Source organism: Streptomyces sp. NPDC102467 (assembly GCF_044765445.1).
Classification (GTDB): Bacteria; Actinomycetota; Actinomycetes; order Streptomycetales; family Streptomycetaceae; genus Streptomyces.
Map to the genome: position 1 here is coordinate 111824 of NZ_JBIWKA010000022.1, position 25354 is coordinate 137177.

Annotated in this window: 27 protein-coding genes; 19 read left to right on the forward strand and 8 right to left on the reverse strand. The window is 71.4% G+C overall.

Features of this window, described 5'->3' with window-relative positions:
• Positions 1–164 precede the first annotated feature (164 nt).
• The 4 genes from ACIREE_RS36735 to ACIREE_RS36750 form a co-directional block, all read right to left on the reverse strand.
• A complete protein-coding gene (locus tag ACIREE_RS36735; protein ID WP_404162434.1) occupies positions 165–371 on the reverse strand; it encodes a helix-turn-helix transcriptional regulator in 207 nt (68 codons plus the stop codon).
• On the reverse strand, positions 368–946 hold the full coding sequence (locus ACIREE_RS36740; RefSeq protein WP_404162437.1) for a Uma2 family endonuclease: 579 nt from the start codon (positions 944–946) through the stop codon (positions 368–370). The genes ACIREE_RS36735 and ACIREE_RS36740 overlap by 4 nt, the downstream gene beginning before the upstream one ends.
• 42 nt (positions 947–988) lie before the next feature.
• Positions 989–2029 carry an SEC-C domain-containing protein gene (locus ACIREE_RS36745; RefSeq protein WP_404162440.1) on the reverse strand — a complete coding sequence of 347 codons (1041 nt, stop codon included), beginning with the start codon at positions 2027–2029 and terminating at the stop codon, positions 989–991.
• Positions 2030–2136: 107 nt separating this feature from the next.
• Positions 2137–2589 carry a DUF3592 domain-containing protein gene (locus tag ACIREE_RS36750; RefSeq protein ID WP_404162443.1) on the reverse strand — a complete coding sequence of 151 codons (453 nt, stop codon included), beginning with the start codon at positions 2587–2589 and terminating at the stop codon, positions 2137–2139.
• 107 nt (positions 2590–2696) lie between these two features.
• Here ACIREE_RS36750 and ACIREE_RS36755 point away from each other — a divergent pair, with 107 nt between their 5' ends.
• From ACIREE_RS36755 to ACIREE_RS36765, 3 genes are all read left to right on the forward strand, one after another.
• The gene (locus ACIREE_RS36755; RefSeq protein ID WP_404162557.1) at positions 2697–3518 is read left to right on the forward strand and encodes a class E sortase; all 822 of its coding nucleotides are present in this window, start codon (positions 2697–2699) and stop codon (positions 3516–3518) included.
• 79 nt (positions 3519–3597) lie between these two features.
• Entirely contained in the window at positions 3598–3864 is a 267-nt protein-coding gene (locus ACIREE_RS36760; RefSeq protein ID WP_404162446.1) for a DUF3311 domain-containing protein, read from the forward strand.
• Positions 3861–5354, forward strand: coding sequence for a sodium:solute symporter (locus tag ACIREE_RS36765; protein ID WP_404162449.1), 1494 nt, complete (start codon positions 3861–3863; stop codon positions 5352–5354). Before ACIREE_RS36760 ends, ACIREE_RS36765 begins: the two co-directional genes overlap by 4 nt.
• A 364-nt stretch (positions 5355–5718) precedes the next feature.
• On the opposite strand, the gene ACIREE_RS36770 is transcribed toward ACIREE_RS36765, so the two are convergent.
• On the reverse strand, positions 5719–7140 hold the full coding sequence (locus ACIREE_RS36770) for an MFS transporter (RefSeq protein WP_404162452.1): 1422 nt from the start codon (positions 7138–7140) through the stop codon (positions 5719–5721).
• A 168-nt stretch (positions 7141–7308) separates the two neighbouring features.
• Between ACIREE_RS36770 and ACIREE_RS36775 the strand changes: the two genes are divergently transcribed.
• The 5 genes from ACIREE_RS36775 (at position 7309) to ACIREE_RS36795 (ending at position 11617) form a co-directional block, all read left to right on the forward strand.
• Entirely contained in the window at positions 7309–7836 is a 528-nt protein-coding gene (locus ACIREE_RS36775; RefSeq protein WP_404162455.1) for a winged helix-turn-helix transcriptional regulator, read from the forward strand.
• A gap of 65 nt (positions 7837–7901) precedes the next feature.
• Positions 7902–8243 carry a DUF6412 domain-containing protein gene (locus tag ACIREE_RS36780; protein WP_404162457.1) on the forward strand — a complete coding sequence of 114 codons (342 nt, stop codon included), beginning with the start codon at positions 7902–7904 and terminating at the stop codon, positions 8241–8243.
• A 119-nt stretch (positions 8244–8362) separates the two neighbouring features.
• Complete coding sequence (locus ACIREE_RS36785) at positions 8363–9145, forward strand: YidC/Oxa1 family membrane protein insertase (RefSeq protein WP_404162460.1); 783 nt, start codon at positions 8363–8365, stop codon at positions 9143–9145.
• 144 nt (positions 9146–9289) lie between these two features.
• Entirely contained in the window at positions 9290–10147 is an 858-nt protein-coding gene (locus ACIREE_RS36790) for a fumarylacetoacetate hydrolase family protein (protein WP_404162463.1), read from the forward strand.
• Between the two features lie 90 nt (positions 10148–10237).
• Positions 10238–11617: a choice-of-anchor A family protein gene (locus ACIREE_RS36795; RefSeq protein ID WP_404162466.1), complete on the forward strand. Its 1380-nt coding sequence runs from the start codon at positions 10238–10240 to the stop codon at positions 11615–11617.
• Here ACIREE_RS36795 and ACIREE_RS36800 read toward each other — a convergent pair.
• Together ACIREE_RS36800 and ACIREE_RS36805 are read right to left on the reverse strand one after the other, a co-directional pair.
• Positions 11601–12086, reverse strand: coding sequence for a heme-degrading domain-containing protein (locus tag ACIREE_RS36800; RefSeq protein WP_404162469.1), 486 nt, complete (start codon positions 12084–12086; stop codon positions 11601–11603). The two genes, ACIREE_RS36795 and ACIREE_RS36800, sit on opposite strands and share 17 nt — an antisense overlap.
• The gene (locus ACIREE_RS36805; protein WP_404162472.1) at positions 12083–13165 is read right to left on the reverse strand and encodes a Gfo/Idh/MocA family oxidoreductase; all 1083 of its coding nucleotides are present in this window, start codon (positions 13163–13165) and stop codon (positions 12083–12085) included. Before ACIREE_RS36805 ends, ACIREE_RS36800 begins: the two co-directional genes overlap by 4 nt.
• Here ACIREE_RS36805 and ACIREE_RS36810 point away from each other — a divergent pair.
• The 11 genes from ACIREE_RS36810 to ACIREE_RS36860 all read left to right on the forward strand — a co-directional run bounded on the left by ACIREE_RS36810 (position 13164) and on the right by ACIREE_RS36860 (position 24182).
• Positions 13164–14369, forward strand: coding sequence for an ROK family protein (locus tag ACIREE_RS36810; RefSeq protein WP_404162475.1), 1206 nt, complete (start codon positions 13164–13166; stop codon positions 14367–14369). The two genes, ACIREE_RS36805 and ACIREE_RS36810, sit on opposite strands and share 2 nt — an antisense overlap.
• A 304-nt stretch (positions 14370–14673) precedes the next feature.
• Entirely contained in the window at positions 14674–15420 is a 747-nt protein-coding gene (locus tag ACIREE_RS36815; RefSeq protein WP_404162477.1) for a hypothetical protein, read from the forward strand.
• 58 nt (positions 15421–15478) lie between these two features.
• Positions 15479–16246, forward strand: coding sequence for a GntR family transcriptional regulator (locus tag ACIREE_RS36820; protein WP_404162480.1), 768 nt, complete (start codon positions 15479–15481; stop codon positions 16244–16246).
• 163 nt (positions 16247–16409) lie between these two features.
• Positions 16410–17525 carry an ABC transporter ATP-binding protein gene (locus tag ACIREE_RS36825; protein ID WP_404162482.1) on the forward strand — a complete coding sequence of 372 codons (1116 nt, stop codon included), beginning with the start codon at positions 16410–16412 and terminating at the stop codon, positions 17523–17525.
• Positions 17518–18438, forward strand: coding sequence for a 2-aminoethylphosphonate ABC transporter permease subunit (locus ACIREE_RS36830; RefSeq protein WP_404162484.1), 921 nt, complete (start codon positions 17518–17520; stop codon positions 18436–18438). Before ACIREE_RS36825 ends, ACIREE_RS36830 begins: the two co-directional genes overlap by 8 nt.
• The gene (locus ACIREE_RS36835) at positions 18425–19222 is read left to right on the forward strand and encodes an ABC transporter permease (RefSeq protein WP_404162487.1); all 798 of its coding nucleotides are present in this window, start codon (positions 18425–18427) and stop codon (positions 19220–19222) included. The genes ACIREE_RS36830 and ACIREE_RS36835 overlap by 14 nt, the downstream gene beginning before the upstream one ends.
• 57 nt (positions 19223–19279) lie before the next feature.
• Positions 19280–20341 (forward strand): 2-aminoethylphosphonate ABC transporter substrate-binding protein, encoded by a 1062-nt coding sequence (locus tag ACIREE_RS36840; protein ID WP_404162490.1) that lies wholly within the window; start codon positions 19280–19282, stop codon positions 20339–20341.
• Between the two features lie 111 nt (positions 20342–20452).
• Positions 20453–22009 carry an alkaline phosphatase family protein gene (locus ACIREE_RS36845; protein WP_404162493.1) on the forward strand — a complete coding sequence of 519 codons (1557 nt, stop codon included), beginning with the start codon at positions 20453–20455 and terminating at the stop codon, positions 22007–22009.
• 130 nt (positions 22010–22139) lie between these two features.
• On the forward strand, positions 22140–22880 hold the full coding sequence (locus ACIREE_RS36850; RefSeq protein WP_404162560.1) for an HAD-IIA family hydrolase: 741 nt from the start codon (positions 22140–22142) through the stop codon (positions 22878–22880).
• A 72-nt stretch (positions 22881–22952) separates the two neighbouring features.
• A complete protein-coding gene (locus tag ACIREE_RS36855) occupies positions 22953–23495 on the forward strand; it encodes a hypothetical protein (RefSeq protein WP_404162495.1) in 543 nt (180 codons plus the stop codon).
• A gap of 15 nt (positions 23496–23510) precedes the next feature.
• Positions 23511–24182, forward strand: coding sequence for a class F sortase (locus tag ACIREE_RS36860; RefSeq protein ID WP_404162498.1), 672 nt, complete (start codon positions 23511–23513; stop codon positions 24180–24182).
• A gap of 272 nt (positions 24183–24454) precedes the next feature.
• On the opposite strand, the gene ACIREE_RS36865 is transcribed toward ACIREE_RS36860, so the two are convergent.
• The gene (locus tag ACIREE_RS36865) at positions 24455–25204 is read right to left on the reverse strand and encodes an ANTAR domain-containing protein (protein WP_404162501.1); all 750 of its coding nucleotides are present in this window, start codon (positions 25202–25204) and stop codon (positions 24455–24457) included.
• Positions 25205–25354 lie beyond the last annotated feature (150 nt).

Here is a 25354-nt window from a genome sequence, read left to right on the forward strand (position 1 = left end):
TCGGTTCGAAGTCCGCTAGGACCACGATCAGGTGCGGTGTCACGAGAGCCTTGTCGGCTCATGCGTGCCGAGACGGCGGCGGATGATGGGGTTGGGCGGGCCACCCATGCATTGTGCCGAAGCTGCCCGCCCCGTGAAGGATCGGCCGGGGTGGCGTCGCCGCGTCAGCCCCCGACGCTCTCGAACGACACAGTCACCCTGCACTCCAGCGCCTCCGCGATCCGCGCAAGCAACGGCAGCGTAGGGACGTCGCGGCCATTCTCGATTCGTGAGATCGCCGCCTGGCCGGTGCCGATCAACTCTGCCAGTTGCGCCTGTGACAGTCCACGTCGTCGGCGCCAGTCGCGTACGACCGCTGCGGTGTCCGTCATTGCTCGGGCTTGTCCTCGTAGCGACGCAGACTCGACGTGTCGATCTTCCAGTCCTGAACGGTGATGGTGTCGCCAAAGATGTAGTGCTGTTCGTTGTCGTACGTGGGACTTCCGGTACGCGATGTGGGCGCCCAGTGGTGCACGGCGGTGCCATCCCGGGGGTCGACGATCAGGTAATGCTCGATGCCCATGGCGGGGTAGTCGCGCAGTTTGCCTTCGTAGTCGTTGGCGGGGTTGGAGCGGGAGACGACCTCGATGATCAGGTGGCAGTCGCGGGGGGACAGGGCGTCTGAGGCGGCCTCTTCGGCTGCGGCCTCGACCACGACGAGATCTGGTACGCGCAGCACACCCAGGCTCGCGTCTTCGACGTCCGTCTCCATCATCAGGACCAGGTCGCCGGAGAGCTGCGGTTCCAGAAGGCGCCGCAGCTTTGTCGCGACGAACTGGTGCTGAGCCTTGGGGCTCAGCACCATGAGGATCTGGCCGTTGCTGATCTCGGGCCAGCTCATCGGTTCCGGTCGGTCGAAGGCGTCGCGGAACTCGACGAGGTGTCGATAGGTCGACTGCTTGGTCATACAGGCACCGTGAATGAGGAAATCAACTTACGGCGGCCTGCCTCAGGTGGCGTCGCCGTGGCACGCGCTGTACGAGTTCCCCGACCCGCACCAACAAGCCGCCCCCGCCTCCGGCGGCCAAGCCACAGCCAAGCCCCGTGCGGCCAGCGTCGTCGCGTACTGCGGTAGCAGCGACGCGTCGTTCGGTGATGAGGCCTCGGATGCTGCGAACGCTTCGTAGGAGGGGACCGTGCCCGTGACGATGCCGAGGTTGCCCGTGCCGGAGGCCGAGAGTTCGCGTAGCGATGCCTCTATCGACGCCAAGTGGGCCTCGTAGGAGGGGTAGTCGGAGGAGAGGGAGGGATAGGCGGCGAGGAGTTCCGTGTACTCGCCCGACGGCCAGTGCAGGACCGCTACCGGGAACGGGCGGGAGAGGGCTTCCCTGTATGAGCCCAGTTCCGCGTGGAGGCGGTCGATTTCGGCGCGGAGTTCTGCCGGGTTGTTCGAGCCGAGGGCCCAGAGGCGTTTCGGGTCGTGGAGTTCGTCCAGGGAGACCGAGGTGCGGTTGACGCGGTCGGCCAGGGCGTCCCACGCGTCGTGGTCCGCGCCGAGGAGGCGGCGGACGCGGTGGCGGCCCAGGATCAGGGGGTGCTTGGCGTACGCCGGGTCGCCCGCGTCGCGCTCCGTGTCGGGGACCAGGAGTTCCAGCGCCTCGGTGAATGTCTCGTGCGCCGGTTCCAGCTCGTCGTGCGCTTCGAGGGACTCGGCGATGATCACCCACGGCGCCGGGTCGCGCGGAGCCGCCGTGCGCAGGCCCGCGATGATCGCCTGGGCCTCGGCCTCGTGACCGTACTCCCAGAGGTTCGCCGCCTTGAGCGCGCGGATCAGGGCGGGATCGTGGACGTCCGGGGAGGCCAGCAGGGCGTCGTAGTGGGCCGTGGCGCGGGTGCGGGCGTCGGCCAGTTCGTAGTGGGCCGCGGCCTGGAGGAGCAGCGCTTCCGCGTCCTCGGGGTACATGGCCGCCGTGCGTTCCAGGCGCTCGGCTTCCGCTACGTGGTCGGCGTGCTCGTTCTCGGCGGGCGTGGCAGGCGTGTCGGGGCGCATGCAGGACACGGTACTGCCGGACGGCCCGAGTGGGACCGCCACTGTCGGGCAGCGCCGATCCCGGTTCCGCCGAGTCGGCGATCACCGGCCGCGCGTGCCGCCCCGCGTCAGTAGCGCCAGCTCACGTACTCCCTGACGTGGTTCAGGACGTACGCCAGCCGCCAGACCACCACGACCAGCGTGCCGGCCCACAGGGTCATGCCCACGACCACGCCCGTGACGGCCTGCCGGTGGCGCGTGCCGGTGTCGAGCGCGGCCAGTTCCGGGTGGGCCGGGTCGAAGCGGATGCGGACCCTCGCGCCCTCCGGAAGGGCGCGCGCGGGCGCGTCGTCGGGGAGGGCGCGCTCGTGCGGGGTGCCGTCGGCGGCCGTCCAGGAGACGATCGGGTGCAGCGTCGCGTACGTCGCCTCGCGCGAGGCGACGTGACCGGTGACCGTCGCCTCGACCACCGTGCCGGTGGCGCGGCGCAGGATCTCCGTGACCAGTTGGACGGCGTACGTCGCTGTCAGGGCGAGTCCGGCGAGGAACGGGATCAGGGCCAGCAGCCAGGCAGCGCTCATGGTGCGTCAGCGTAATGCCGTACGGGAGAGTGGTCCGGCCTGCCAGTTGTGTTGTGGGCCTGGCCAGTTGAAGCCCGGCGATCTATCTTGCGCGCGTGCTGCAGCGCATGCGAGGCAATCGGCCGCACGTCGTGACGCAGGGGCGACGCCGCTCACGGGCGCCCCTCGGACGCGTGCTCTGGAGCGGTGCCGAGGTCGCCGTCACGCTCGGGATCGTGCTGCTCCTGCTCGTCGTCCACCAGCTGTGGTGGACCAACCGGCAGGCCAAGGCCGACGCCGGACGCAAGGTGCAGGCGTTGGAACGGGAGTGGGGGCAGGGGGGAGGGTCCCCGGGCGTCGAGGACCCCGCGGCCACGGACGATCCGGCCGTCGGCGATGACCCCGACGAAACGGACGGCACCGATGACACCTCGGCCGGCTCGTCCCCGGGCGCCCCAGGACGTACCGGTGCCGGCCGGCGGCAGGCCGCACCCCGCTGGGATCAGGCCTACGCCGTCCTCGACATCCCGCGGCTCGGGCTGCGGGCCCCCGTCGCCCAGGGCGTCAGCAAGCCGAACGTCCTCAACCACGGCTACGTCGGCCACTACCCGGGCACCGCCCAGCCCGGCCGCGCCGGGAACTTCGCGCTCGCCGGGCACCGCAACACCCACGGTGAGCCGTTCCGGTACATCAACCGGTTGCGGCGCGGCGACACCCTCACCGTGCGGACGAGCAGCGCCACCTACACGTACGTCGTCGACAAGACCCTCGCGCAGACCTCCGCCGGGGACGGGGGCGTGATCCGGTCCGTGCCGCGCAGCCGGGTCGTGCCGTCCGCCGGGTACGACGAACCCGGGTACTACATCACCCTCACCACCTGCACCCCCGAGTTCACATCCCGGTACCGGCTGGTGGTGTGGGGGAAGCTCAGCCGGATGACGCCCCGATAGGCACAGTGCCCCGACAGGCACAGTGCCCCGACAGGCACAGTGCCCCGACAGGCACAGTGCCCCGATAGGCTCGGCGCCCGTGATCAAGCGAACGCCCTCCGGGACCCGAACGCCCTCCGGGGCCCGACGGCTCCATCTGCTCTGGCTCCTCGTGCCCTTCTTCCTCTACATCGGCGCGCTGCCGTTCGTGAACCGGGTCGAGCCTGTCGTGCTCGGGCTGCCGTTCCTCTTCGCGTGGCTGCTGGCCGCGACGCTGCTCACGCCCGTCGCCGTATGGCTGACGTGGCGCGGCGACCAAAAGCTGCGCGGGGACCAAAAGCTGCGCGAGGGGCGGGAGCGGTCATGAGTGATGGGGCAATTGCCAGCACCTTGTTCGGTGCCTTCATGGTCGTCACCCTCGCCCTCGGGCTGCTCGCCGTGCGCGGCAAGGGGAAGGGCGGCGGGCTCACCGAGTGGTCGGTGGGCGGGCGTTCGCTCGGGGCGGTGTTCATCTGGGTGCTGATGGCAGGGGAGGGGTACACCAGCTTCAGCTATCTCGGCGCCGCCGGGTGGGGGTACAACTTCGGCGCCCCCGTCCTCTACGTCGTCGCCTACATGTCGTGCGGATACGCCGTCGGCTACGTCGTCGGGCCGATGCTCTGGGCCTACGCGCGCAAGCACTCGCTCGTCAGCATCACCGACATGGTCGCCCACCGGTACGGGAAGCCGTGGCTGGGCGCCGCGGTCGCGATCCTCGTCACCGTCTTCCTGCTCCCCTACATCCAGTTGCAGATCACGGGGATGGGCGTGGTCGTGTCGACGATCTCGTACGGCGCGATCAGCCTCAACTGGGCTTATTTCATCGGCTTCGCCGTCACCACTGTCTTCGTCGTGGTGAGCGGGCTGCGCGGCAGCGCCTGGGTGTCCGTGCTCAAGGATCTGCTCGTCATCGTCACGCTCGCCTTCCTCGCCGTCTACGTGCCGCTGCACTACTTCGACGGGTACGGGGACTTCCTCGGGCGGCTGGTCGATGAGAAGAGTGCCTGGCTGACGTTGCCGGGTAGTGGCGGATCCCCGTACGGGGAGGGGTGGTTCGCCTCGACCACCTTCCTGAACGCCCTCACCGTCGTCATCTTCCCGACCACCGTCGCCGGATACCTCGGCGCCCGCAGCGCCGACGGGCTGCGCCGCAACGCGATGTGGCTGCCTGCCTACAACATCCTGCTGTTCGTCCCGATGCTGCTCGGCATGGCCGCGCTGTTCGTCGTGCCGGGGCTGACCGGGGCCGAGTCGAACCTGGCGCTCCTCAAACTCGTCGTCGACTCGTTGCCGGCCTGGGCGGTGGGGATGATCGGGGTCGCGGCGGCGCTGTCGTCGATCGTGCCGATGGCGGTGTTCATGCTGGTCATCGGGACGATGTGGGGGAGCAGCGTGATGTCCCTCGTGCCGCGCTGGCGGGGTTCGTCGCAGGCGCAGAAGGCCGGGTCGCAGGTCGTGGTCGTGGTGGCCGGGTCGGTCGCGCTCGCGCTCACGTATGCGGCGCCGAACACGCTCGTGCGGCTCTCTCTCATCTCCTACGAGGGGATGGCGCAGCTCGTGCCGATGCTGCTGGTGGGGTTGGTGTGGCGGCGGTTGAGTCTGGTGGGGGCGCTGAGCGGGCTTGCGGTGGGGGTGGGGGTGGTGTGCGGGCTTGTGTTCAGTGAGCGGGATCCGGTGTTCGGGATGAACGCGGGGATCGTTGCCCTTGCCTGCAATCTGGTGGTGACGCTGGTGGTGACGTATGTGTGTCCGGCTGATCGGGATGCGCGGGGGGACGAGGATGTGTTGGCGCGGGATCCGATCGGTGCGGGTGGGTAGTGGTGGGCGCGCTGTCTTGTCTGCCGGGTTTTTGTGGTCGGGCGGGTGCGCGCCGTTTCTTGTGGTCGGGCGGGTGCGCGCCGGTGGGGACTTCTCGCGCAGTTCCCCGCGCCCCTGGGAGGTGCGTTGTCCGCGCGCCGGTGGGGGCTGGTCGCGCAGTTCCCCGCGCCCCTGGGAGGTACGTCGTCCGCGCGCCGGTGGGGGCTGGTCGCGCAGTTCCCCGCGCCCCTGAAATGCGCACTGCGTGCGACATTTAATCGGCGCGCGTAACGCGTCCCTTGGGGGCAGCGGCGTAGCCGCACGCCCCAGGGGCGCGGGGAACTGCGCGAGAAGTCCCACCGGGCCCGCGTTCGCCCGCGCGGCCTCAGCGAGGCAGACGCGCCTCCCGGTCACGGAGTCCGAGAAGTACGGCCGCCGCCGCGACCGCCAATACCCCGGACACGATCAGCGCCGTGTTCGTCCCCTGATCCAGCGCATGACGGGACGTCCCCGTCGACGTGGATACCGCGATCATCAGGGCGACACCCGCGGCTGAACCGATGTAACGGGCCGTGTTGTTGGCGCCCGAGCCCATCGCCGCGCGTCCGGCCGGCGCGGACTCGACGGCGAGGAGGGGGAGCGCGGCGTTGAGGAGGCCGCTGCCGATGCCGGAGATGAGGAGGCCGGGCAGGAGTCGCGTCCAGTCGCCGGAGCCGGACGCGCCCAGCATGGTGGCGACGGCCAGCGCGTGCAGGGCGAAGCCGACGGCCAGTTGGTGGCGCGGGGAGACCTTCCCGGCCAGGCGGCGGGCCTGGAGGGCGACGAGGAACGACGTGCCGGACCAGACCACGAACAGGCCCGCCGTGCCCATCGGGGTCACGCCCATCGTGTGCTGGACGAGGGTGGGCACGTAGCTGAAGAGCGCGATGACCGACAGGCCGGTGAACAGGGCGCCCGCGGTCGAGGCGAGGAAGAGCGGGCGGCGCAGGAGGGAAAGGTCGAGCATCGGGGTCCTGCTGCGGCGCTCCACGAACGCAAATGCCGTCAGTAGTACGGAAGTTGCGAGGAGCAGTACGCCGATGGGGGTACGCAGCCAGCCGTCGCGGCCGAGTGTGAGCGCGGCCAGCAGGGCGACGAGCGCAAGGCCGAGCGTGAGAGCGCCGGGCAGGTCGGGGCGGCCACCGCGGGGAGACCTGGATTCCGTCAGCGCCTTCGGGGCGAGCGCGGCGACGACGAGCGCGGCCGCGCCCAGGGCCGCGTACGACCAACGCCAGTCGGCCAGTTGGGCCACCCCGCCCGCCGCGACCGGGCCGAGCGCGATGCCGCCGCTGACGAACGCGCCCCAGACGCCGGTCGCCCGGATGCGGCCCGCCGGAGTCGGGAACGCGTGCACGAGCAGGCCCAGGCTCGCGGCGATGATCGCGGCGGACGCGGCGCCCTGCGCGACCCGGGCCAGCGTGAAGAGAAGGGTGTTGGGGGCAAGGGCGCCCAGGGCTGTGGTGAGGCCCAGGGCGAAGGTGCCGTAGAGGAAGGCGCGGCGGCGGCCGTAGTCGTCGGCGAGGCTGCCCGCGACGAGGAGCAGGGCGGCGAGTCCGAGCGGGGTGCCGTTCAGCAGCCAGGCCTGGGACGAGAGGGCGGTGTGCAGGGAGGCGGCCGTTGAGCCGAGCGTGACCATCGGCGCGGTGTACGTCATCAGGGCCACGGCCGTCGCCGCGCTCGTGACGGCCAGGGTGGCCGCGGGGCGGGGTGACGACTGTGGCGCCGGTGCGGGCGGGGCGGGGGCTGCCGTGCGTACGGGCTGGGACATGGTCGGCCGTCCAGGAGGTGGGTCCGGAGGTGGATTCAGCGGGGGCGGCCGGGCTCGGCCACGGCCGGCCAGCCTGGGTTCAGTGAATGAACTCAAAGGTGCGAGCCGACCGTAGCACGGTTGGTTCGGTCATTGAACCTACCGCGGGAAAGTAGCTACAGTGGGGCCATGGCTCTCGGCAAGGACTACGCGGCACAGGAGTGCTCCATCGCCCGCGCGCTGGAGATCGTCGGCGAACGCTGGACACTCCTCGTCGTGCGCGACGCGCTCTACGGCGTCCGGCGCTACAACGACTTCCTCGTCCACCTCGGCATCCCGCGCGCCGTCCTCGCCTCCCGGCTGCAGGCCCTCACCGCCGCCGGTGTCCTGGAGAAGCGGCGCTACCAGGAGTCGCCGCCGCGCGACGAGTACGTCGTGACCGGGCGCGGCCGCGAACTGTGGCCCGTGCTGCGGGCCCTCGGCGCCTGGGGGCGGGGCATCCCGGGGACCGCGCCGATGCGTGAGTTCCGGCACGCCGCGTGCGGCAGCGCGCTCGGCGTCGCGGGGGAGTGCGCGACCTGCGGGGGCCTTGTGCCGCTTGAGGAAGTCGAGATGCTGCCGGGCGACGGGCTCGACCCGGACCCCACGAATCCGGTCAGCCGGGCCCTGCTCGGACCGCGACGCATGCTGCAGCCCGTCGTCACCGAGCCTGTATAAAGGGCAGAGCGTAGGAACTTATAGGCCTACCGGACGCAAGGTGGAAGGGGAGGAGGAGAGCGCACATGGCCAGGACCCACACCCACACCCACACCCGGGCCCACGCCCGGACCGCGATCGTGCGGCCCGCCGCGCTGCTGCTGCTTCTCCTCGTCCAGAGCGTCCTGCTCGACACCGGCAGCCTCGCCGGGGCCGTCGCGCTCGCCGCGACCGCCGCCGCGGGCTCCGCCCTCGCCGTCTGTGCCCTGCTCACCGCACGCTGCGCGCCGCCCGTGCCGCACCACCGGGTCCGCACCGCGATGCGCGACCGTGAGCAACGCACCGCCTTCCTGCCACAACGCGATCCCGATGCCAAGGGACGCACCAGGCCCCGAGCACCGGGCCGTCTCGTCCTGACGGCCTGCTGACCGGCCCCTCAAGGCCCTGTCCCCGCAGTCCGTCACGCCGATCTCCCTGCTGATCCCCGGCCCGTTCCGGGCTGATCCCAGCACGTTCCGGCACGACGAGACCCTCGGAGGGCTCACCCATGTCGTCGTTCATGTCCGTTTTCGCGAGCCTGGTCGAGCAGCTGGCCACCCTGCTCCAGCCGCTCTTCCACGCCTCGGCCACAGCCGCGGCGATCATCCTGTTCACCGCGTTCGTACGCCTCCTCGTCCACCCCCTGTCGCGCGCCGGGGCCCGCGGCCAGCGCGACCGGCTCAAGCTGCAGCCGCGCATCGCCGAGCTGCGCAAGAAGCACAAGAAGAACCCCGAGGCGCTGCAGAAGGCGATCATGGAGCTGCACCGGGAGGAGAAGGTCTCCCCGCTCTCCGGATGCCTGCCCATGCTGTTCCAGATGCCGGCGTTCTTCCTGCTGTACCACCTGTTCTCCAGTAAGAGCATCGGCGGTGACCCCAACGCCCTGCTCGGCCACACCCTCGGCGCGGCCCCGCTCGGCGGACGCTTCAAGGACACGTTCGCGCACGGCGGGCTCTTCGGGGAGCAGGGGCTGGTGTACGTGGCGCTGTTCGTGCTCGTCGCGGTCGTGGCGACCTTCAATTACCGGCGTGCCAAGCGGCAGATGGCGCTCTCGGCGGCCGCGACGCCGGCACCCGCCGCCGACCAGCAGCAGGTGCCGGGCATGGGAGCCATGACGGCGATGAGCAAGTACATGCCGCTGATGTCGTTCATGACGCTGTTCTCGGTGGGTGTGGTGCCGCTCGCCGCCGCGCTGTACGTCGTCACGTCGACGACGTGGAGCTCCGTGGAGCGGGCCTTCCTGTACCGGAACATGCCGTACGGGGCGGCGGCCATGGCGCCCGCGCTCTGACGCTGCCCCGAACCGAATGCCGGGTCCAGTCCGTGAACGGGGTATTGCGGACTGGACGCCGAACTTGGAGGATCGACCAGACCTCCGATGGTTGCAGGCCGCACCTGGCCATGGAGGCTCCTCCAGAACAGAGGGAGTTACCCCATGAAGCTGCTGCGAGTCGGTCCGGCCGGAGCCGAGCGCCCCGCGCTCCTCGACGCCGATGGCACCCTGCGCGACCTGTCCGCACTGGTGCCGGACGTCGACGGGGCACTGCTCGCGGACGACGCCGCGCTCGACCGGGTCCGCGCCGCCGCGACCTCCGGCGACCTGCCCGCCCTCGATGCCACGGGGCTGCGCGTCGGCCCGCCGGTGGCGCGGATCGGCAAGGTCGTCTGCATCGGTCTGAACTACCACGACCACGCCGCGGAGACCGGAGCCGAGCCGCCCGCCGAGCCCGTCGTCTTCTTCAAGGCGGCCGACACGGTCGTCGGGCCGCACGACACGGTGCTCGTGCCGCGCGGCTCGGTCAAGACCGACTGGGAGGTGGAGCTGGCCGTGGTCATCGGACGTACGGCCCGCTACGTCGAGTCCCAGGAGGCGGCGCTCGCCTGTGTCGCCGGATACGCGGTCGCGCACGACGTGTCGGAGCGCGAGTTCCAGATCGAGCGCGGCGGCACCTGGGACAAGGGCAAGAACTGCGAGACGTTCAACCCGCTCGGCCCCTGGCTGGTCACCGCCGACGAGGTCGCCGACCCGCAGGCGCTCGGCCTCAAGCTGTGGGTCAACGGCGAACTGAAGCAGGACGGCAGCACCGCCCAGCAGATCTTCCCGGTGGCCGAAGTGGTGCGCTACGTAAGCCAGTTCATGACGCTGTACCCGGGTGACGTCATCAACACCGGTACACCGGCGGGCGTCGCGATGGGGCAGCCCGAACCGAAGCCGTATCTGCGGGCCGGGGACGTGGCGGAGCTGGAGATCGAGGGGCTCGGCCGGCAGCGGCAGGAGCTCAAGGGGGCGTAGCGGTCGCGGGTCCGCGCGGGGCACCCTCTTTCGGGGGCGCCCCGCGCGTGTCTGCCGGGGACGGGCGGCAGTTCTTCACATAGTGCGCCTATGGGAAAAATCCGCACTGCCACCGTGACCGCCGCGGCGGCCCTCGTCGTCGGTCTCTCCGGCGGGGTCGCGTACGCCGATCCGCTGCCGGGCGGCCTCGGGCCCTGCAAGGGGAGCAACTGCCCCGACGCGTACCCGGACCCGAACAACGGGACCCCGGCCGGCCGGGACAACAACATCAACGTCTTCGTCGGCGGGGACATGCTCGTGCGCCGGTCCGCCGCCGAGGCGGAGGGCAAGGTCGTCGTCCTCGGCGACTTCGACCAGGACAAGGACGACGGCGTCTCGCAGATCTACAACGTGGGCGTCGCGGGTGTCGGCTCCCGCGTGCCGCCGGACAACGGCACCGACTTCCTCACCGTCGGCGGCGATCTGACGGTCGACACCGGCGAACGGCTGCTCGCCGAGGAGGGCTCGATCAGCGGCGACGTGCGCTACGGGGGCGCGCTCACCGGGACCGTGAACCCGGCGGCGACCAAGGACGCCGCCGCCATCCGGCCGTACCGCCCGCTGCGTACCCAGCTGCAGGAGGCCAGCCACTGCTACGCGTACGACGGCGCGGCGCACCGCAAGGCGACCGGCACCGCGGTCAACGACGGCAGTACCACCGTGTTCACCGGTGACGGCAGTTCCGCGATCCAGGTCTTCGACGTCGACTTCGATGTGGTCGGCCGCGGCGGAGGCGCGGAGGGTATCCGCTTCGAGGGGATCCCGGCCGGTGCCACCGTGCTGGTCAACGTCTACGGGGACGCACGGGAGGTCAGCACGTACGAGGGGCTGCTCCCGGCCGGGCTGCGCGACCGGGTGCTGTGGAACTTCCCCGACGCGACGGACATCACCCTCAGCGGGCCCGCCCAGTTCTCCGGCAGCACCTTGGTGGGCAACCCCGCGAGCACCACGACGGTGACCATGTCCGGCTTCAACGGCCGTTTCTACACGGCCGGTTCACTTACCCACGCGTCCTCGTCGGGAGGCGGCGGCGGGCAGGAGTTCCACGCCTACCCCTTCAACGGCGACCTGCCGACGTGCGACAAGACCCCGATGACACCGACGCCCACGCCGACCCCCACCGACTCACCCACGCCCACACCGAGCCCCACGCGTTCGCCCGGCCCCACCCCGTCCCCGACGCCGAGCCCCTCCGACAGCACACCGGGGACGACGACCGGCGGCGGCTCATCGGGCGGTGGTGCCAACGGAGGCTCCACGGGCGGGAGTTCAGGCGGTGGCGGAGGCGGCACCGGCGGCGAACTCGCCGATACCGGCCACTCCTCCGAAGGCGCCGCCGTGCTCGGCGCGATCGCCGCGGCCACCATGGCGGCGGGCGCGGCGATCCTCGTCGTGGTGCGCAGGCAGCGCGGTGTCAGCCGGCGGAGGTGAATCGCTCCAGCGCTTCCACCACCAGCGCGTGGTCCTCGATCTGCGGCAGCCCGGACACGACCACCGTGCCCACGACTCCCGCCCCGCGCACCGAGATCGGAAAGGCGCCGCCGTGGGCCGCGTACGTGTCGAGGTCGAGGCGCGAGGACTCCTCGAACGTCGTGCCCTTGGCGCGGAAGCGGCTGCCGACCAGGTAGGACGAGGCGTGGTAGCGCTCGACCACGCGGCGCTTGCGGGCGATCCACGCGTCGTTGTCCGGGGTCGAGCCGGGCAGCGCCGCGTGGAAGAGCTGCTGGCCGCCGCGCGTGATGTCGATGGCGACCGGCGCCTGCCGCTCCCGGGCCAGCTCGACCAGGAGCGTGCCGAGGGCCCACGCGTCGTCGTACGTGAACGCGGCGAGCACGAGGCGGCGCTCCTGCTCCTCCAGCGTCGCGATGTCGGGGGCGGCGGTGGGCTGTGCGGCGCTCACAGCGTCACCGTCACACCGTCGCGGGCCGAGCGGCGCGCCGCTTCCAGTACGTCGAGCGCGTCGGCGGCCTGGGTGGCGGGGACCGGGTTCGGGGCGCCGTCGTGCAGGGCCGCGGCGATCGCGGCGTAGAACGCGGGGTAGTCGCCGTCGACCGTGGGCTGCGGGCGGCCGCCGCCGGTCAGCGGGGACTCGCCGGAACCGACTCGGCCCCACAGGGACTCGGACTCCACGCCCCACGGCGTGCCGGGCGCCGGGCGCTTGCCTTCGCGCAGGGCGGCCTCCTGCGGGTCGAGGCCGTACTTCACGTAGCCCGCCTGGGAGCCGAGGACGCGGAAGCGCGGGCCGAGCTGGGCCGTCGTCGCGGAGACGTACAGGTGCGAGCGGACCCCGTTGGCGTGGGTGATCGCGATGAACGTGTCGTCGTCGGCCTCGGCGCCCGCACGGCGCACGTCCGACTCCGCGTAGACCGAGGAGGCCGGGCCGAAGAGGACCAGTGCCTGGTCGACGACGTGGCTGCCGAGGTCGTAGAGGAGGCCGCCGATCTCCTCCGGGTTCCCGGACTCGCGCCAGCCGCCCTTGGGCTGCGGGCGCCAGCGCTCGAAGCGCGATTCGAAGCGGTAGATGTCGCCGAGCTCGCCGCCCTTGAGCAGGGCTTCGAGGGTCAGGAAGTCGTTGTCCCAGCGGCGGTTCTGGAAGACGGAGAGGAGTAGGCCGCGCTCGTCGGCGAGCGCCGCGAGCTCACGGGCCTCGGCCGCGGTGCCCGCCACCGGCTTGTCGACGACGACCGGCAGGCCAGCCTCGAGAGCGGCCGTCGCGATCGATACGTGCGTCTTGTTCGGGGAGGCGATGACGATCAGGTCGAGGTCGTCGGCCCGCTCCCACAACTCGTCGGGAGAGGCCGCGAAGCGCAGCGCGTCGCCGTGCTCGGCGCGGGCCTGGGCCTGCCGCTCCGGGTTCGAGGTGACGACCGTGTCGAGGACCAGGCCCTCGGTCGCGGCGATCAGCGGGGCATGGAAGACGGAACCCGCCAGGCCGTAGCCGACGAGGCCCACCTTGAGCGGGGAGCTGGTACCAGTCATGCCTCCACTTAAGCAACGGTGTTGCCAAAGTGCAAGCGCAGGGGACAATGGGACGGTGAACACGCATGAAAGGCCCACCGCGGGCGCGAACCTGACCGCCCTGCGCGGGCACAACGCCGCGCTCGTCCTCGACCTGCTGCGCACCGCGGGGGAGCGCGGGATCAGCCGCCTGGAGCTCGCCGAGCGCACCGGTCTGACCCCGCAGGCCGTCAGCAAGATCACGGCCCGCCTTCGCGGCGACGGGCTCGCCGTGGAAGCGGGGCGGCGGGCCTCCACCGGCGGCAAGCCGCGCACCGTGCTGCGCCTGGTCGCGGGCGCCGGGCACGCCGTCGGCCTGCACCTGGACCGGGACGAGCTGCACGCCGTACTGACCGACCTGGCCGGCACCGTGGTCGCCGCCCGGCGGGCCCCGCTCGACCTGGGCGCGGGCGCCGACGCGGTCCTCTCGGCCACCGCCCGCGAAGTGGACGCACTGCTCGACGACGGCGCGGGCGGCCGCTCCGCGCTCGGCGTCGGAGTCGCCGTGCCCGGACCGCTCGACCACGTCGCCGGGGTGCTGCACCGGGTCACCGGGGTCCCGCAGTGGGACGGATTTCCGCTGCGGGACGCGCTCGCCGAGCGGCTCGGGCTGCCCGTCGTCGTCGACAAGGACACGAACGCCGCCGCGCTCGGCCTCGCCCTCGACGCCGGTCCTGACTCCGGCGGCGTGTGCTCCTTCGCCTACCTCCACCTCGGCACCGGGCTCGGCGCGGGACTCGTCCTGGGCGGCGGGCTCTACCGCGGGGCGCGCACCGGGGCGGGCGAGTTCGGCCACCAGGTGATCCAGCTCGACGGCCCGCGCTGCGACTGCGGCAACCGGGGCTGCATCGAGGCCCTCTGCCTCGCCGCGGTCGCGGACGGCACCGAGGCGGGGCTCGCCGAGGCGGCGCGGGTGCTCGGCGAGGGCGCCGGGAATCTGGTGAGCCTGCTCGACATCGACGCCGTACTCCTCGGCGGCCGGACCGTCATCGCCGCAGAGGAGCAGTTCGTACGGGGCGTCGGCGCGGTGCTCGGCGCCCGTGCGCGGCGCGAGGGCTGCGGGCCCGCGATACCGGTCAGGGCCGCACCCGGCGGCGCCACCCTCGTCGTCGAAGGAGCCGCGCAGCTGATCCTCGCGCCGCTGTTCGGGCGCGGGAACGAGATCGTGCCCGCCGGGCAGGGGTGACCGGGAAGGGGCGACCGGGCAGGGGTGACCGGGCAGGGGTGACCGGGAACGAGATCGTGCCCGCCGGGCAGGGGTGACCGGGAAGGGGTGACCGGGCAGGGGTGACCGGGAAGGGGTGACCCGGATGGCGGGCGGCCGGGCCGGTCGAAGATCAGCTGATCGGAGGGGTTTCGGCGGCCATTGAGCCGTACGGGGGTGTGGCGTGCGGGCCGACGCACGCGTGGGTGGCAGATTGCCGGTCCATGGCCGACGGCGCCCGAAAGCGGCGGCGGCCGGTCAACTCCGCGACCAGCAAAGGCTTTTCATGCGACTGTGCCGCCCGCTCGTCCTGGGCATCACCGCCACATCCGTCGCCCTGGCCCCCGCCGCCTCCGTCCCGGCCGCCGCCCCTCGTGGGACCGCCTGTGAAGTCGCCCCCGGCAGCCACGCCTTCCCGATCAGGACCGCGATCCACGACGGGCCCGACAGTTACCACCCCGGCGGCGGCCCCCGGACCTGGTCGCTCGATCTCACCAACGCGACCAGCGCCGGCTGCGACGACATCCACCCGGTCCTCGTCCTCGTCGACGGGAAGCGGCGGCTGCGGCCCGAGCAGATCCGGCTCGAGTTCTCCGACGGCACACGTCGGCGCCCGGTGACGTTCGAGAAGACCGGACGCCACGAGAACGTGGGGGTCTTCGACGACGGCTTCCCGGGGTTCTCGGTCGGCCCCGGCGAGACGGTCACCGTGCGGGTGCGGCTCGCGTTCACCTCCGGCACGCGGCCCGACCACGTCGAGGCGAGCGCCGCGCTCGTACAGCGCCGGGCGGATGACGGCGACTGGGTGGGGGAGTCCCGCGGCTACCCGTTCGACATCGTCCCCGGCTACGGCTACGGCGACGGCGATGGCTACGGGGACGGCGACGATCCCGGTTCCACCCTCGCGGGCGAGCTGGCCAGGACGGGCCCGAGCGGCGCGCTGCTGCGCCTGGGCGGCGCCGCCGGTGCCTGCCTCGTCGGCGGCGCGGCCCTGATGCTCGGCTCCCGACGGCTGCGCTCCGGCGGGCGCTGACCTCGGAGGGTGCACCAGCCGCCGCGCCCCGTTCACAGACGTCTGCGACCATCCCTGCGTGGACTACCCGAACGACCAGGCACCCGGCGCCCCCGTGCGCGACGGCATCCCCGAGCACGGCCGCATCCCCAAGTACTACGCGGTGAAAGCCCAACTCGTGGCGCTGATAACCACGTTGGGCGGCGGCGAGACGCTGCCCACCGAGCGCGACCTCGCCGTGCGCTACGAGGTCTCGCGCGAGACCGTCCGGCAGGCACTGCGCGAGCTGCTCCTCGAAGGGCGCCTGCGGCGGCAGGGTCGGGGCACGGTCGTCGCCGGCCCCAAACTGGAGCAGCCGCTGTCGCTCGCCTCGTACACCGAGGGCGTCCGCAGGCAGGGCCGGCGGCCTGGCCGCCACCTCATCGGCCTCGACCGCTTCCCGTGCCCGCCCGCGCTCGCCGCCGAGATCGGCCTGGAGCGCGGCGAACCCGTCTGGCACATGGAGCGCGTGCTGCTCGCCGACGACGAGCGGGTGGGCCTGGAATCCACGTACGTGGCCGTCGCGCGGGTGCCGCGGCTCGACGCCGAATTCGACCCCGACTCGTCCTTCTACTCGTACGTCCATGAACGCCTCGGCATCGACTTCGGCTCGGCCGACGAGCGCATCGAGACCGTGCTCGCGACTCCGCGTGAGGCGCTGCTCATCGGAACGCCGCCCGCGCTGCCGATGCTGCTGATCCACCGGGTCTCGTACGACACCGGGGGCCGGGCCACCGAGCGGGTGCGGACGCTTTACCGCGGGGACCGGTTCTCGTTCACCACCCGTTTGGGCCGCGACGGGTGGTGACGCGGCTTGGTGACAACTGGGCGTGCCCCGCCGTCAGTTGATCCCCGTCGGCGCGCTTGGATAACGAGAACGTAACGGGTCTAGTCCAGGCTTGGGTGGCCGTTCACCGTCCCGTCGGTGTCCGGACCTCTGCGGGACACCCGCCCCGAGGAGCGTGGCCGCCGTGAGAGTCATCGCTGGACCGGCGGACAGGCCTACCGACCGAACATCCGACACTCGCGGCGGCATCCGGTTCGACCGGGTCACCGTCGCCTACCGCGGAAACACCGACACCATCGCCCTCGACTCGCTCGACCTGACCGTCGAACCCGGCGAGGTGATGGCCCTCCTCGGGCCGTCCGGCTCCGGCAAGACGACCGCCCTGCGCGCCGTCGCCGGATTCGTGAAACCGGCCGCCGGGCGGGTGTTCATCGGCGACCGCGACGTCACCGGCCTGCCACCGCACCGGCGCGGCATCGGCATGGTCGTGCAGCAGTACGCCCTGTTCCCGCACATGAGGGTCGAGGACAACGTCGCCTTCGGGATGCGCGCGCAGAAGGTGCCGAAGGGCGAGATACCTGCGCGCGTCGCCGAAGCCCTCGAACTGACCGGGATGGCCGCGTACGCCAAGCGGTACCCGCGCGAACTCTCCGGCGGCCAGCAGCAGCGCGTCGCCATCGCCCGCGCCCTCGCCATCCGCCCCGGCGTGCTCCTCCTCGACGAGCCGCTGTCCGCGCTCGACGCGCGGCTCCGCTCCGGCATGCTCGCCGAACTGGCGCGCCTGCACCGCGAGTTGCCCGAAGTCTCCATCCTCTACGTCACCCACGACCAGGTCGAAGCGCTGACGCTGGCCGACCGGATCGCCGTCATGGACAACGCGCGGCTACAGGACGTCGGCACGCCGCAGGATCTGTACCGCAGGCCGCGCACCGAGTTCACCGCGTCGTTCGTCGGCAACGCCAATCTGCTACCGGTGAAGGTGGGTTCGGCTGCGGTCTCGTTCGGGCAGGCCGAGCTGAAGGTGTCCACGCAGGACATCGCGCCCGGCGCCACGGCCACCCTGTGTGTACGCCCGCACCTCGTCGGACTCGGCGACGGGCCCAACTCCCTCACGGGCGAGGTCGCCGAGGTGCAGTGGCGCGGCTCGACCCACCGGCTCTACGTCGACGTGGACGGGCATCGCGTCAAGGCGGACCTGCGCGAGCTGCGGAAGCCGCCCGCGCTGGGGGAGCGGGTCACCGTGCACTTCGCACCGGAGGACGCGGTGCTGCTGGCCGCGGGGGTGAACTCGGATGGCTAGCGCCACCCTCGCCACCCCCGCCGGGGTCGAGACCAAGGCCCGTAGAAAGGTGGGCAGTTGGGTCTGGGCGCTGCCACCCGTCGCCGCCCTCGCCGTCGTCTTCCTCTACCCCCTCTACCTCGTCGTCCAGCAGTCCTTCAGGCCCGACACCGGCGGCACGTCCCTCACGCCGTACGCCGACGTGTTCGCCTCCTCCGCGTTCCGCGAGACGCTCGGCACCACCGTGTGGCTCGCCGTCGGATCGACGGCCGGCTGCCTCGTCCTCGGGTTCGCCCTCGCGCTGATCATCGCGTTCGTGCCGTTCCCCGGCGGCCGGGCCGTCGCCAAGTTCATCGACGTGTTCCTCTCCTTCCCGTCCTTCCTCATCACGCTCGCCCTGCTCTTCGTGTACGGGCAGGCCGGCATGGGCAACGGGCTGTGGACGGCCGTGACCGGCGCCCCGACCGGCCCCTTCCAGTTCCTGACCACGCCCTGGGGCGTACTGCTCGCCGAGATCACGTACTTCACGCCGTTCGTGATGCGGCCGCTGCTCGCCGCGTTCTCGGGGGTCGACACCGCACAGCTGGAGGTCGCCTCGTCGCTCGGCGCGCGGCCCGCCCGCATCGTGCGGCAGGTCATCCTCCCCGAGGCGCTGCCCGCGCTCGCCGCCGGCGGCTCCCTCGTGCTGGTCATGTGCCTGAACGAGTTCGGGATCGTGCTCTTCACCGGGGCGAAGGGCGTGACCACACTCCCGATGCTCGTGTACAGCAAGGCGATCCTGGAGTCCGACTACCCCGGGGCGTGCGTCGTCGCCGTCGTCAACGTCCTTGTCTCCGTTGGCCTTTACGGCCTCTACCGGATGGTGAGCCGCCGCGTCGGCAGGAGCCGAGGAGTCCAGAAGAATCAGGGGGTGACCTCGCGTGCTGGTGCATAGCAAGAAGGGCAAGTGGGCGACCTGGGCCGTCTTCTTCGTCCTCTTCCTTCCCCTCTTCGCGCTGCCGCTCCTCGTCATCGTCGCCGCGTCCTTCGCGACGAACTGGTCCGGCGCCCTCCCGTCCGGCCTCACCGGCAGCCACTACCAGGCGGCCACCAGCGGCGACGCGCTCACCGCCCTCACCACCAGCCTGGTCACCGCCGTCACCGCGAGCGTCCTCGCGCTGATCGTCGGCGGCTGGGCCGCACTCGCGGCCGCGGCCCTGCGCGACCGGGGGCGCCGCGCCATGGACGCCCTGTTCATGCTGCCCGTCGCCGTGCCGTCCGTGGTCGTCGGCCTCGCCGTCCTCGTCGCGTTCAGCAAATCGCCGCTGCTGCTCAACGGCACCCGCTGGATCGTCATCGTCGCGCACACGATTCTTGTCACCGCGTTCGCCTACCAGTCGGTCTCGGCCGCGATCGTGCGTCTCGACCCGGCGTACGAACAGGCCGCCGCGTCACTCGGCGCCCGGCCCGCCCACGTCCTGTGGAAGGTGAAACTGCCCCTGCTGCTGCCGTCCCTCAACGCGGCGGCCGGACTCTGCTTCGCCCTCTCCATGGGCGAGTTGAGCGCCACGATGATGCTCTACCCGCCGGACTGGATGCCGCTGCCCGTGCAGATCTACGCGGCCACCGACCGCGGCTCGCTGTTCACCGGATCCGCGATCGCGGTGGTGCTGATGGGCGCGTCACTGCTGGTGCTGCTCGCCGTCTCACGGATCCGCACCAGGGCCTCGTACCGCTGAGAAGCCCTCCCATCCCCGTACATCCCTTTACGCTCACTCACTGGAGTGCACCTCGCCATGCGCAGCAACACGCTCACCACCGTCACCGCCGTCACCGGCAGCCTCGTCCTCGCCGCCGGCCTGACCGCCTGCGGCGGCAGCTCCGCCGCCTCCGACGAGAAGGTCGTCACCGTCTACAGCGCCGACGGCCTCAAGGGCGAGAACGGCGACGGCTGGTACGACCAGGTATTCAAGGACTTCACGAAGAAGACCGGCATCAAGGTCAAGTACGTGGAAGGCGGCTCCGGCGAAGTGGTGCAGCGGGCCGTCCGCGAGAAGGCCAACACGCAGGCCGATGTCCTCGTCACCCTGCCGCCGTTCATCCAGCAGGCCGACGGCAAGGGGCTGCTCGCGAAGTACGCGCCCGCGGGCTCCGACCAGGTCGACGGCGCCGACAAATCCGCCGACGCCACCTGGACCTCCGTCGTCAACAACTACTTCGGCTTCATCTACAACAAGAAGGAGCTGAAGACGGCGCCCACGACGTGGGAGGAACTGCTCGACGGGAAGTACAAGAACAAGCTGCAGTACTCCACACCCGGCGTGGCCGGTGACGGTACGGCCGTCGTGGTCAAGGCCATGCACGACTTCGGCGGCAAGCAGCAGGCCATGGACTACCTGAAGAAGCTCCAGGCCAACAACGTCGGACCGTCCGCCTCCACCGGCAAACTCGCCCCCAAGGTGGACAAGGGCGAACTCCTCGTCGCCAACGGCGACGTGCAGATGAACTACGCCCAGTCCAAGGACATGCCCCACCTCGGCATCTGGTTCCCCAGGACGCGCGGCGGCAAGCCGACCTCCTTCGCGCTGCCCTACGCGGGCGGCCTCGTGAAGAACGCCCCGCACACCGCCAACGGCAAGAAGCTCCTCGATTTCATGCTGGACACCAAGCAGCAGCAGGAGGTCAGCGCCATCGGCGGCGGCTTCTCGGCCCGCGGGGACGTCAAGGCCACCGACGAGAACGCCATCGCGCTCGCCAGGGTCATGGACGGCGTCGAGATCTTCGAGCCGGACTGGAGCGGCATCGACAAGAACTTGCAGACCTACGTGGAAGACTGGAAAACCGCGACCGGCAGCTGATGCCCCCTCACATTCTGTCGCCCGAACCCCGCCGGAGCGCCGCCCGAACCCCGCCGCAACCCCACTCATGACCCCCTCCGCATCCCATCCCCCCCCCACCGGAGGACCGCAATGCCGCGTACGACCACCCCCGGCATCTCCCGTCGCACGCTGCTCCTCGGCGCCGCGACCGCCACCGCCACCGCAGCCCTCGCCCGTGCCGCCCCGACCCCCGCGTACGCTGCGGCGAGAACCCCGAAAGTCCTGGTCATCGGCCTTGACGGGACGCTCCTCGCGAAAATCGGCGACGCCGAGGCGCCCCGCATCAAAGCCCTGATGGCAGCCGGCCTCACCGCCCCCAGCTCGATCTACGCGAGACCGATGGCGCACACCGTGTCGGGGCCCGGTTGGTCGACGCTGCTCACCGGCGTCTGGCCGGACAAGCACCACGTGCGGGACAACACCTTCTCCGGCCACGACTTTGCCCGGTACCCGGACTTCCTCACCCGGATCGAGACCGTACGGCCGGAGCTGTCGACGTACGCCGTCACCTCCTGGGTGGCGCTCACGGAGACGGTCTTCTCCTCGCAGGTCGACACCCGCTTCGCGAGCCTGCACGACGAGCGCGACATCGACACCACCCGCCGTGCCGCGGACCAGCTGACCGGCGCGGACCCGGACGCGGTCTTCGTCCAGTTCAACGGCGTCGACCACGCGGGGCACGCGCACGGCGCCGTGAGCCAGGAGTACCTCGACGCGATCCACGACGTGGACGGCCTGACCGGACAACTCCTCGACGCGATCGCGTCCCGTGCCACGTACGGCGCCGAGGACTGGCTGATCATCGCCACCACCGATCACGGGCACACCGACGTGGGCGGCCACGGCGGCTCCTCCTGGGCCGAGCGCCAGACCTTCATGATCGCGGCCGGCGGCACGGTCACCGCCGGCTCGACCCGGCACGACGTCAAGATGCCCGACGTCGCCGCGACCGCCCTCACCCACCTCGGCGTGGCCATCGACCCGGCCTGGGAACTGGACGGCCGCCCGATCCAGCGGCCCGCCCCGGACGACTTCGACACCCTGCGTGCCGAGCTCACCGCCTCCGCCGACGCGACCGGAGCCGGCCCCGGCGCCCTGAGCCACACCCACACCCCGCCCAGCGGCTGGAGCGTCGACAACTCCGCGATGGGCATCGGCGGTGTCAGCGAGTGGCGCGGCTGGTCCTTCACCACCGACGAGTCCTGGACCGGCGCCGGACGCGACCAGCAGCGCGAGTGCAACGTCCGGGCCCGCGACATCTTCGCCGTGGCCGACGACGCCCTGTGGTCCGGCCAGGCCCCCGGCACGACCGGCACCACCGGGACGACGGGGAACACCGCCACCATCGGCGCCTTCGACTCCACGCTCATCAGCCCCGACTACCCGGTCACCGGCGGGCGCACGGCCACACTCACGTACACCACGTTCTACCGCCAGGTGCTCCCGCAGAAGGGCGAGGTGCTGGTCTCCTACGACGACGGAGCCCCGGCCCTCGTCAAGACCTACACGGCGGACGTCCCCTCCCGCACCGAAACCGTGTCACTGTCCGTGCCCAGGGGTGTGACCAGGGCGAAGGTCCGATTCCGGTACACCGGCGGGACCCACTGGTTCTGGACGATCGACGGGGTGAAGATCAGCGGATCCTGACTAGGCTGAGGTGCGCCGGCACAGAGTCGTCCCGGTGCCCCTCAGCTCACGAGATTCACAGCTGTCGCAGCGAACCGCAGGAGTGCACCCCATGGCAGAGCGCAAGCCCATCGATTCGTGGCTCACCGACATGGACGGGGTGCTCATCCATGAGGGAGTGCCGATCCCCGGCGCCGACGCCTTCATCAAGCGGCTCCGCGACTCCGGCAAGCCGTTCCTGGTGCTGACGAACAACTCCATCTACACCGCCCGCGACCTGCAGGCCCGCCTCACCCGCATGGGCCTCGCCGTCCCGGTCGGCAACATCTGGACGTCGGCCCTGGCCACCGCGAAGTTCCTGGAGTCCCAGCGGCCCGGTGGCACCGCGTACGTCATCGGCGAGGCGGGCCTGACCACGGCCCTGCACGACATCGGGTACGTCCTCACCGATCACGAGCCCGACTATGTGGTGCTCGGCGAGACGCGCACCTACTCCTTCGAGGCCATGACCAAAGCCGTGCGCCTCATCAACGGCGGGGCCCGCTTCATCTGTACCAACCCGGATGAGACCGGTCCCTCCACCGAGGGCCCGCTGCCCGCCACCGGCGCCGTCGCCGCGCTGATCACCAAGGCGACGGGCAAGCTGCCGTACTTCGCGGGCAAGCCGAACCCGCTGATGATGCGCACCGGGCTGAACGCGATCGGGGCGCATTCCGAGGCCAGCGCGATGATCGGCGACCGGATGGACACCGACGTGCTGGCCGGTCTGGAGGCGGGCATGCAGACCTTCCTCGTACGGACCGGGCTGACCAGCGACGCCGACATCGCCAAGTACCCGTACACGCCGTCGCACGTCGTCGACTCCATCGCGGACCTGATCGACCTGGTGTGACCTGCGCCTGAGCGCTCTCAGGATGCGGAAACCGGCCGGAGGCGTGAACCTGCAAGTATCTGGAGGTTCACGATGCGTGCAGGTCTGTTTGCTCTCAGTGCCGCCGGGGCGGCCATCGTCCTGGCGGCCGCGCCGGCCGCCGCCGCGGGGGACACCGGCCGCGGCGGGAACGTCTCCGTCACCCCGGGCACCGTCTCCGCTGGCGCCGAGATCGACCTGCGGGTGAGCGGCTGCGACGGCACCACGGGCCGCGCCCACTCCGACGCCTTCGTCGCGCCCGGCGTACTCGCGCCCTCCGCGGACCAGCCGACACTGTTCGCGGAGGCCCGGGTGAAGTCGTCCGTCGCCCCGGGCACCTACGAGGTCGAGGTCGCCTGCGACGGCGTCGACGGCAAGGTCAAGGGCGCCGTGCAGGTCCTCCCGGGCAGCGCCTCGCCCGCGGCGTCACCGACCGCGCTCGTGCACGCGGGCGGCGGCGGCGCAGCGGCCCGGCTCGCCGCCGCGCCGGAGGGGCCGGGCACCCGGCACGCCGTCATCGGCCTGGTGCTCACCGCGATCGCCGCGGTGGCCGTGGCCCTGCGCAGCGTCCGGCGCCGCCGGTCCTCGCAGAGTTGAGTGCGTGAGTACGCCATGAGCGACCGGTCGCACGGAGTCGGACGCCTGATCACCGGCCTCGCCTGGGCAGTCCTGCTGCTCGGCCTGTGGCTGTGGGGCCGCGGCATCACCGACCTGAACCTCTCCTCGCCGACCACCGGCGACGCGGCAGCCGTCGGCCGCCCCCTCGGCGTCGAGCTGCCCGCCGCCCACGCACCCGTCAAGGCGGCGAAACCGCAGCGCATCGACATCCCCACGCTGCACATTCAGGCCCCCGTCGTGGCCCGCGGCCTGGACGGCGGGGGCGCCATCGATCCGCCGCCCTACGATCAGACGGGCGTCGTCGGCTGGTACGGCGGCGGGGCCCGGCCCGGCGAGCGTGGCACGGCTCTGTTCGTCGGGCACGTCGACACCGAGTCCCGGCCCGCCGTCTTCTTCCACCTCAGCCGGGCCAGAACGGGCGACGCGGTGCGGGTGGTGCGCGACGACGGCTCCGTCGCGGAGTTCACCGTCGACGACGTCCAGGTCTTCTCGCGGAGCTCCTTCGACGCGCAGAAGGCGTACGGGCAGCACCGCACCGACCGCGCCGAACTACGTCTGATCACCTGCGGCGGCACCTTCGACAAGGCGTCGCGGACGTACACGGCGAACGTCGTCGTCTCCGCATACCTGACCGGCGTGAACGAGTCGCCGAACAAGGCGAGTTGACATATGCGCGCACCTAACCCGGCCGACGGCCCGCTCCCCCCGGAGCCGCCGACCGGGCTGGTCCTCGACCGCGCGCGCTGCGGGTTGCGGGAGTAACCCGGCGTCGGCGCAGGAGGTTCGAGGGGTTCGTCCGGTCGTGAAGGTCCTGAAGGCCGAGGTCTGGGGCCACTGGCACCGACTTTAGAACGGATGGGGCGCCCAGCCTAGAGGGCGTTTGACGCCAAGTACGGAGCTGGTGGCTCAGCGTGGTCATCGCAGGTGGCGGCCTGTTTTCAGGAAGGTCCGGACTTGTCGGGTCGGATGTCCTCCTTGGTCAGGGCGCGGACAATCACGGCCTGCGCGACCTGAACCAGAGGGAGCCGGTTACTGCGCGCGTACTGCCTCAATATCGTGAAGGCGGCGTCCGGCGTGCTCTCCCAGCGCTCGGCGAGCATGCCCTTTGCCTGTTCGATCCGCACACGGCTGGCAAGTGCCCCTTGCAGCTGCCCCGCCAGCTCTCTGTACTGGGCGTAAGCATGCTGGTTGTGCAGCCCCACGGCGGCCGCCTCGGCCAGAGTCTGTGCGATTGCCAATCCCCGGTCGGTTCCCGGGAGTTCGGGCAGCACCATACTGAGCGCGCCGAACACGTCCCCGCGCCGGCGCAGCGGCACCGTGCAGACCGCGGCGACACCCTTGCCGCGGGCGGCCGCCGTGAAGTCGGGCCAGCGCGCCGCCGCCTCCGCGGAGTCCAGGGCGACGGGCCACACCGCCTTGCCGGTCTCCAGGCTGTCGTGCGCCGGACTCGCGGACCAGTCGCGGCGAAGCAACTCCCGTACGCAGTTGTACTGTTCAGCGCTCTGGGCGACCGGCACGGGACCGTCGGGCCGACGGAGGAACACTCCGGCACCCCGCGCGCCGACCAGCTCCACACAGGAGTCGGCGAGGCGCCGCAGGTGGCGGGCCGCGTCGAAGTCGTCGAGCAGGGTGTCCACGGTGTCCAGCAGGGCGGCGGCCAGCCGCAGTTCAAGGGATCCGTCGGCCATGTGCCCCTGCCCCCTTCACCGGTCGGGCGAGACAACTGTCGGTCGGCGCCTACCCTGCGGGCGCGGGCTGTAACAGGTCATTGACAAGCGTCGTCCGGCCTCGTGACCGACGCGGCACGTATGTCACGATTGAGGGCCTGACAGTGCACC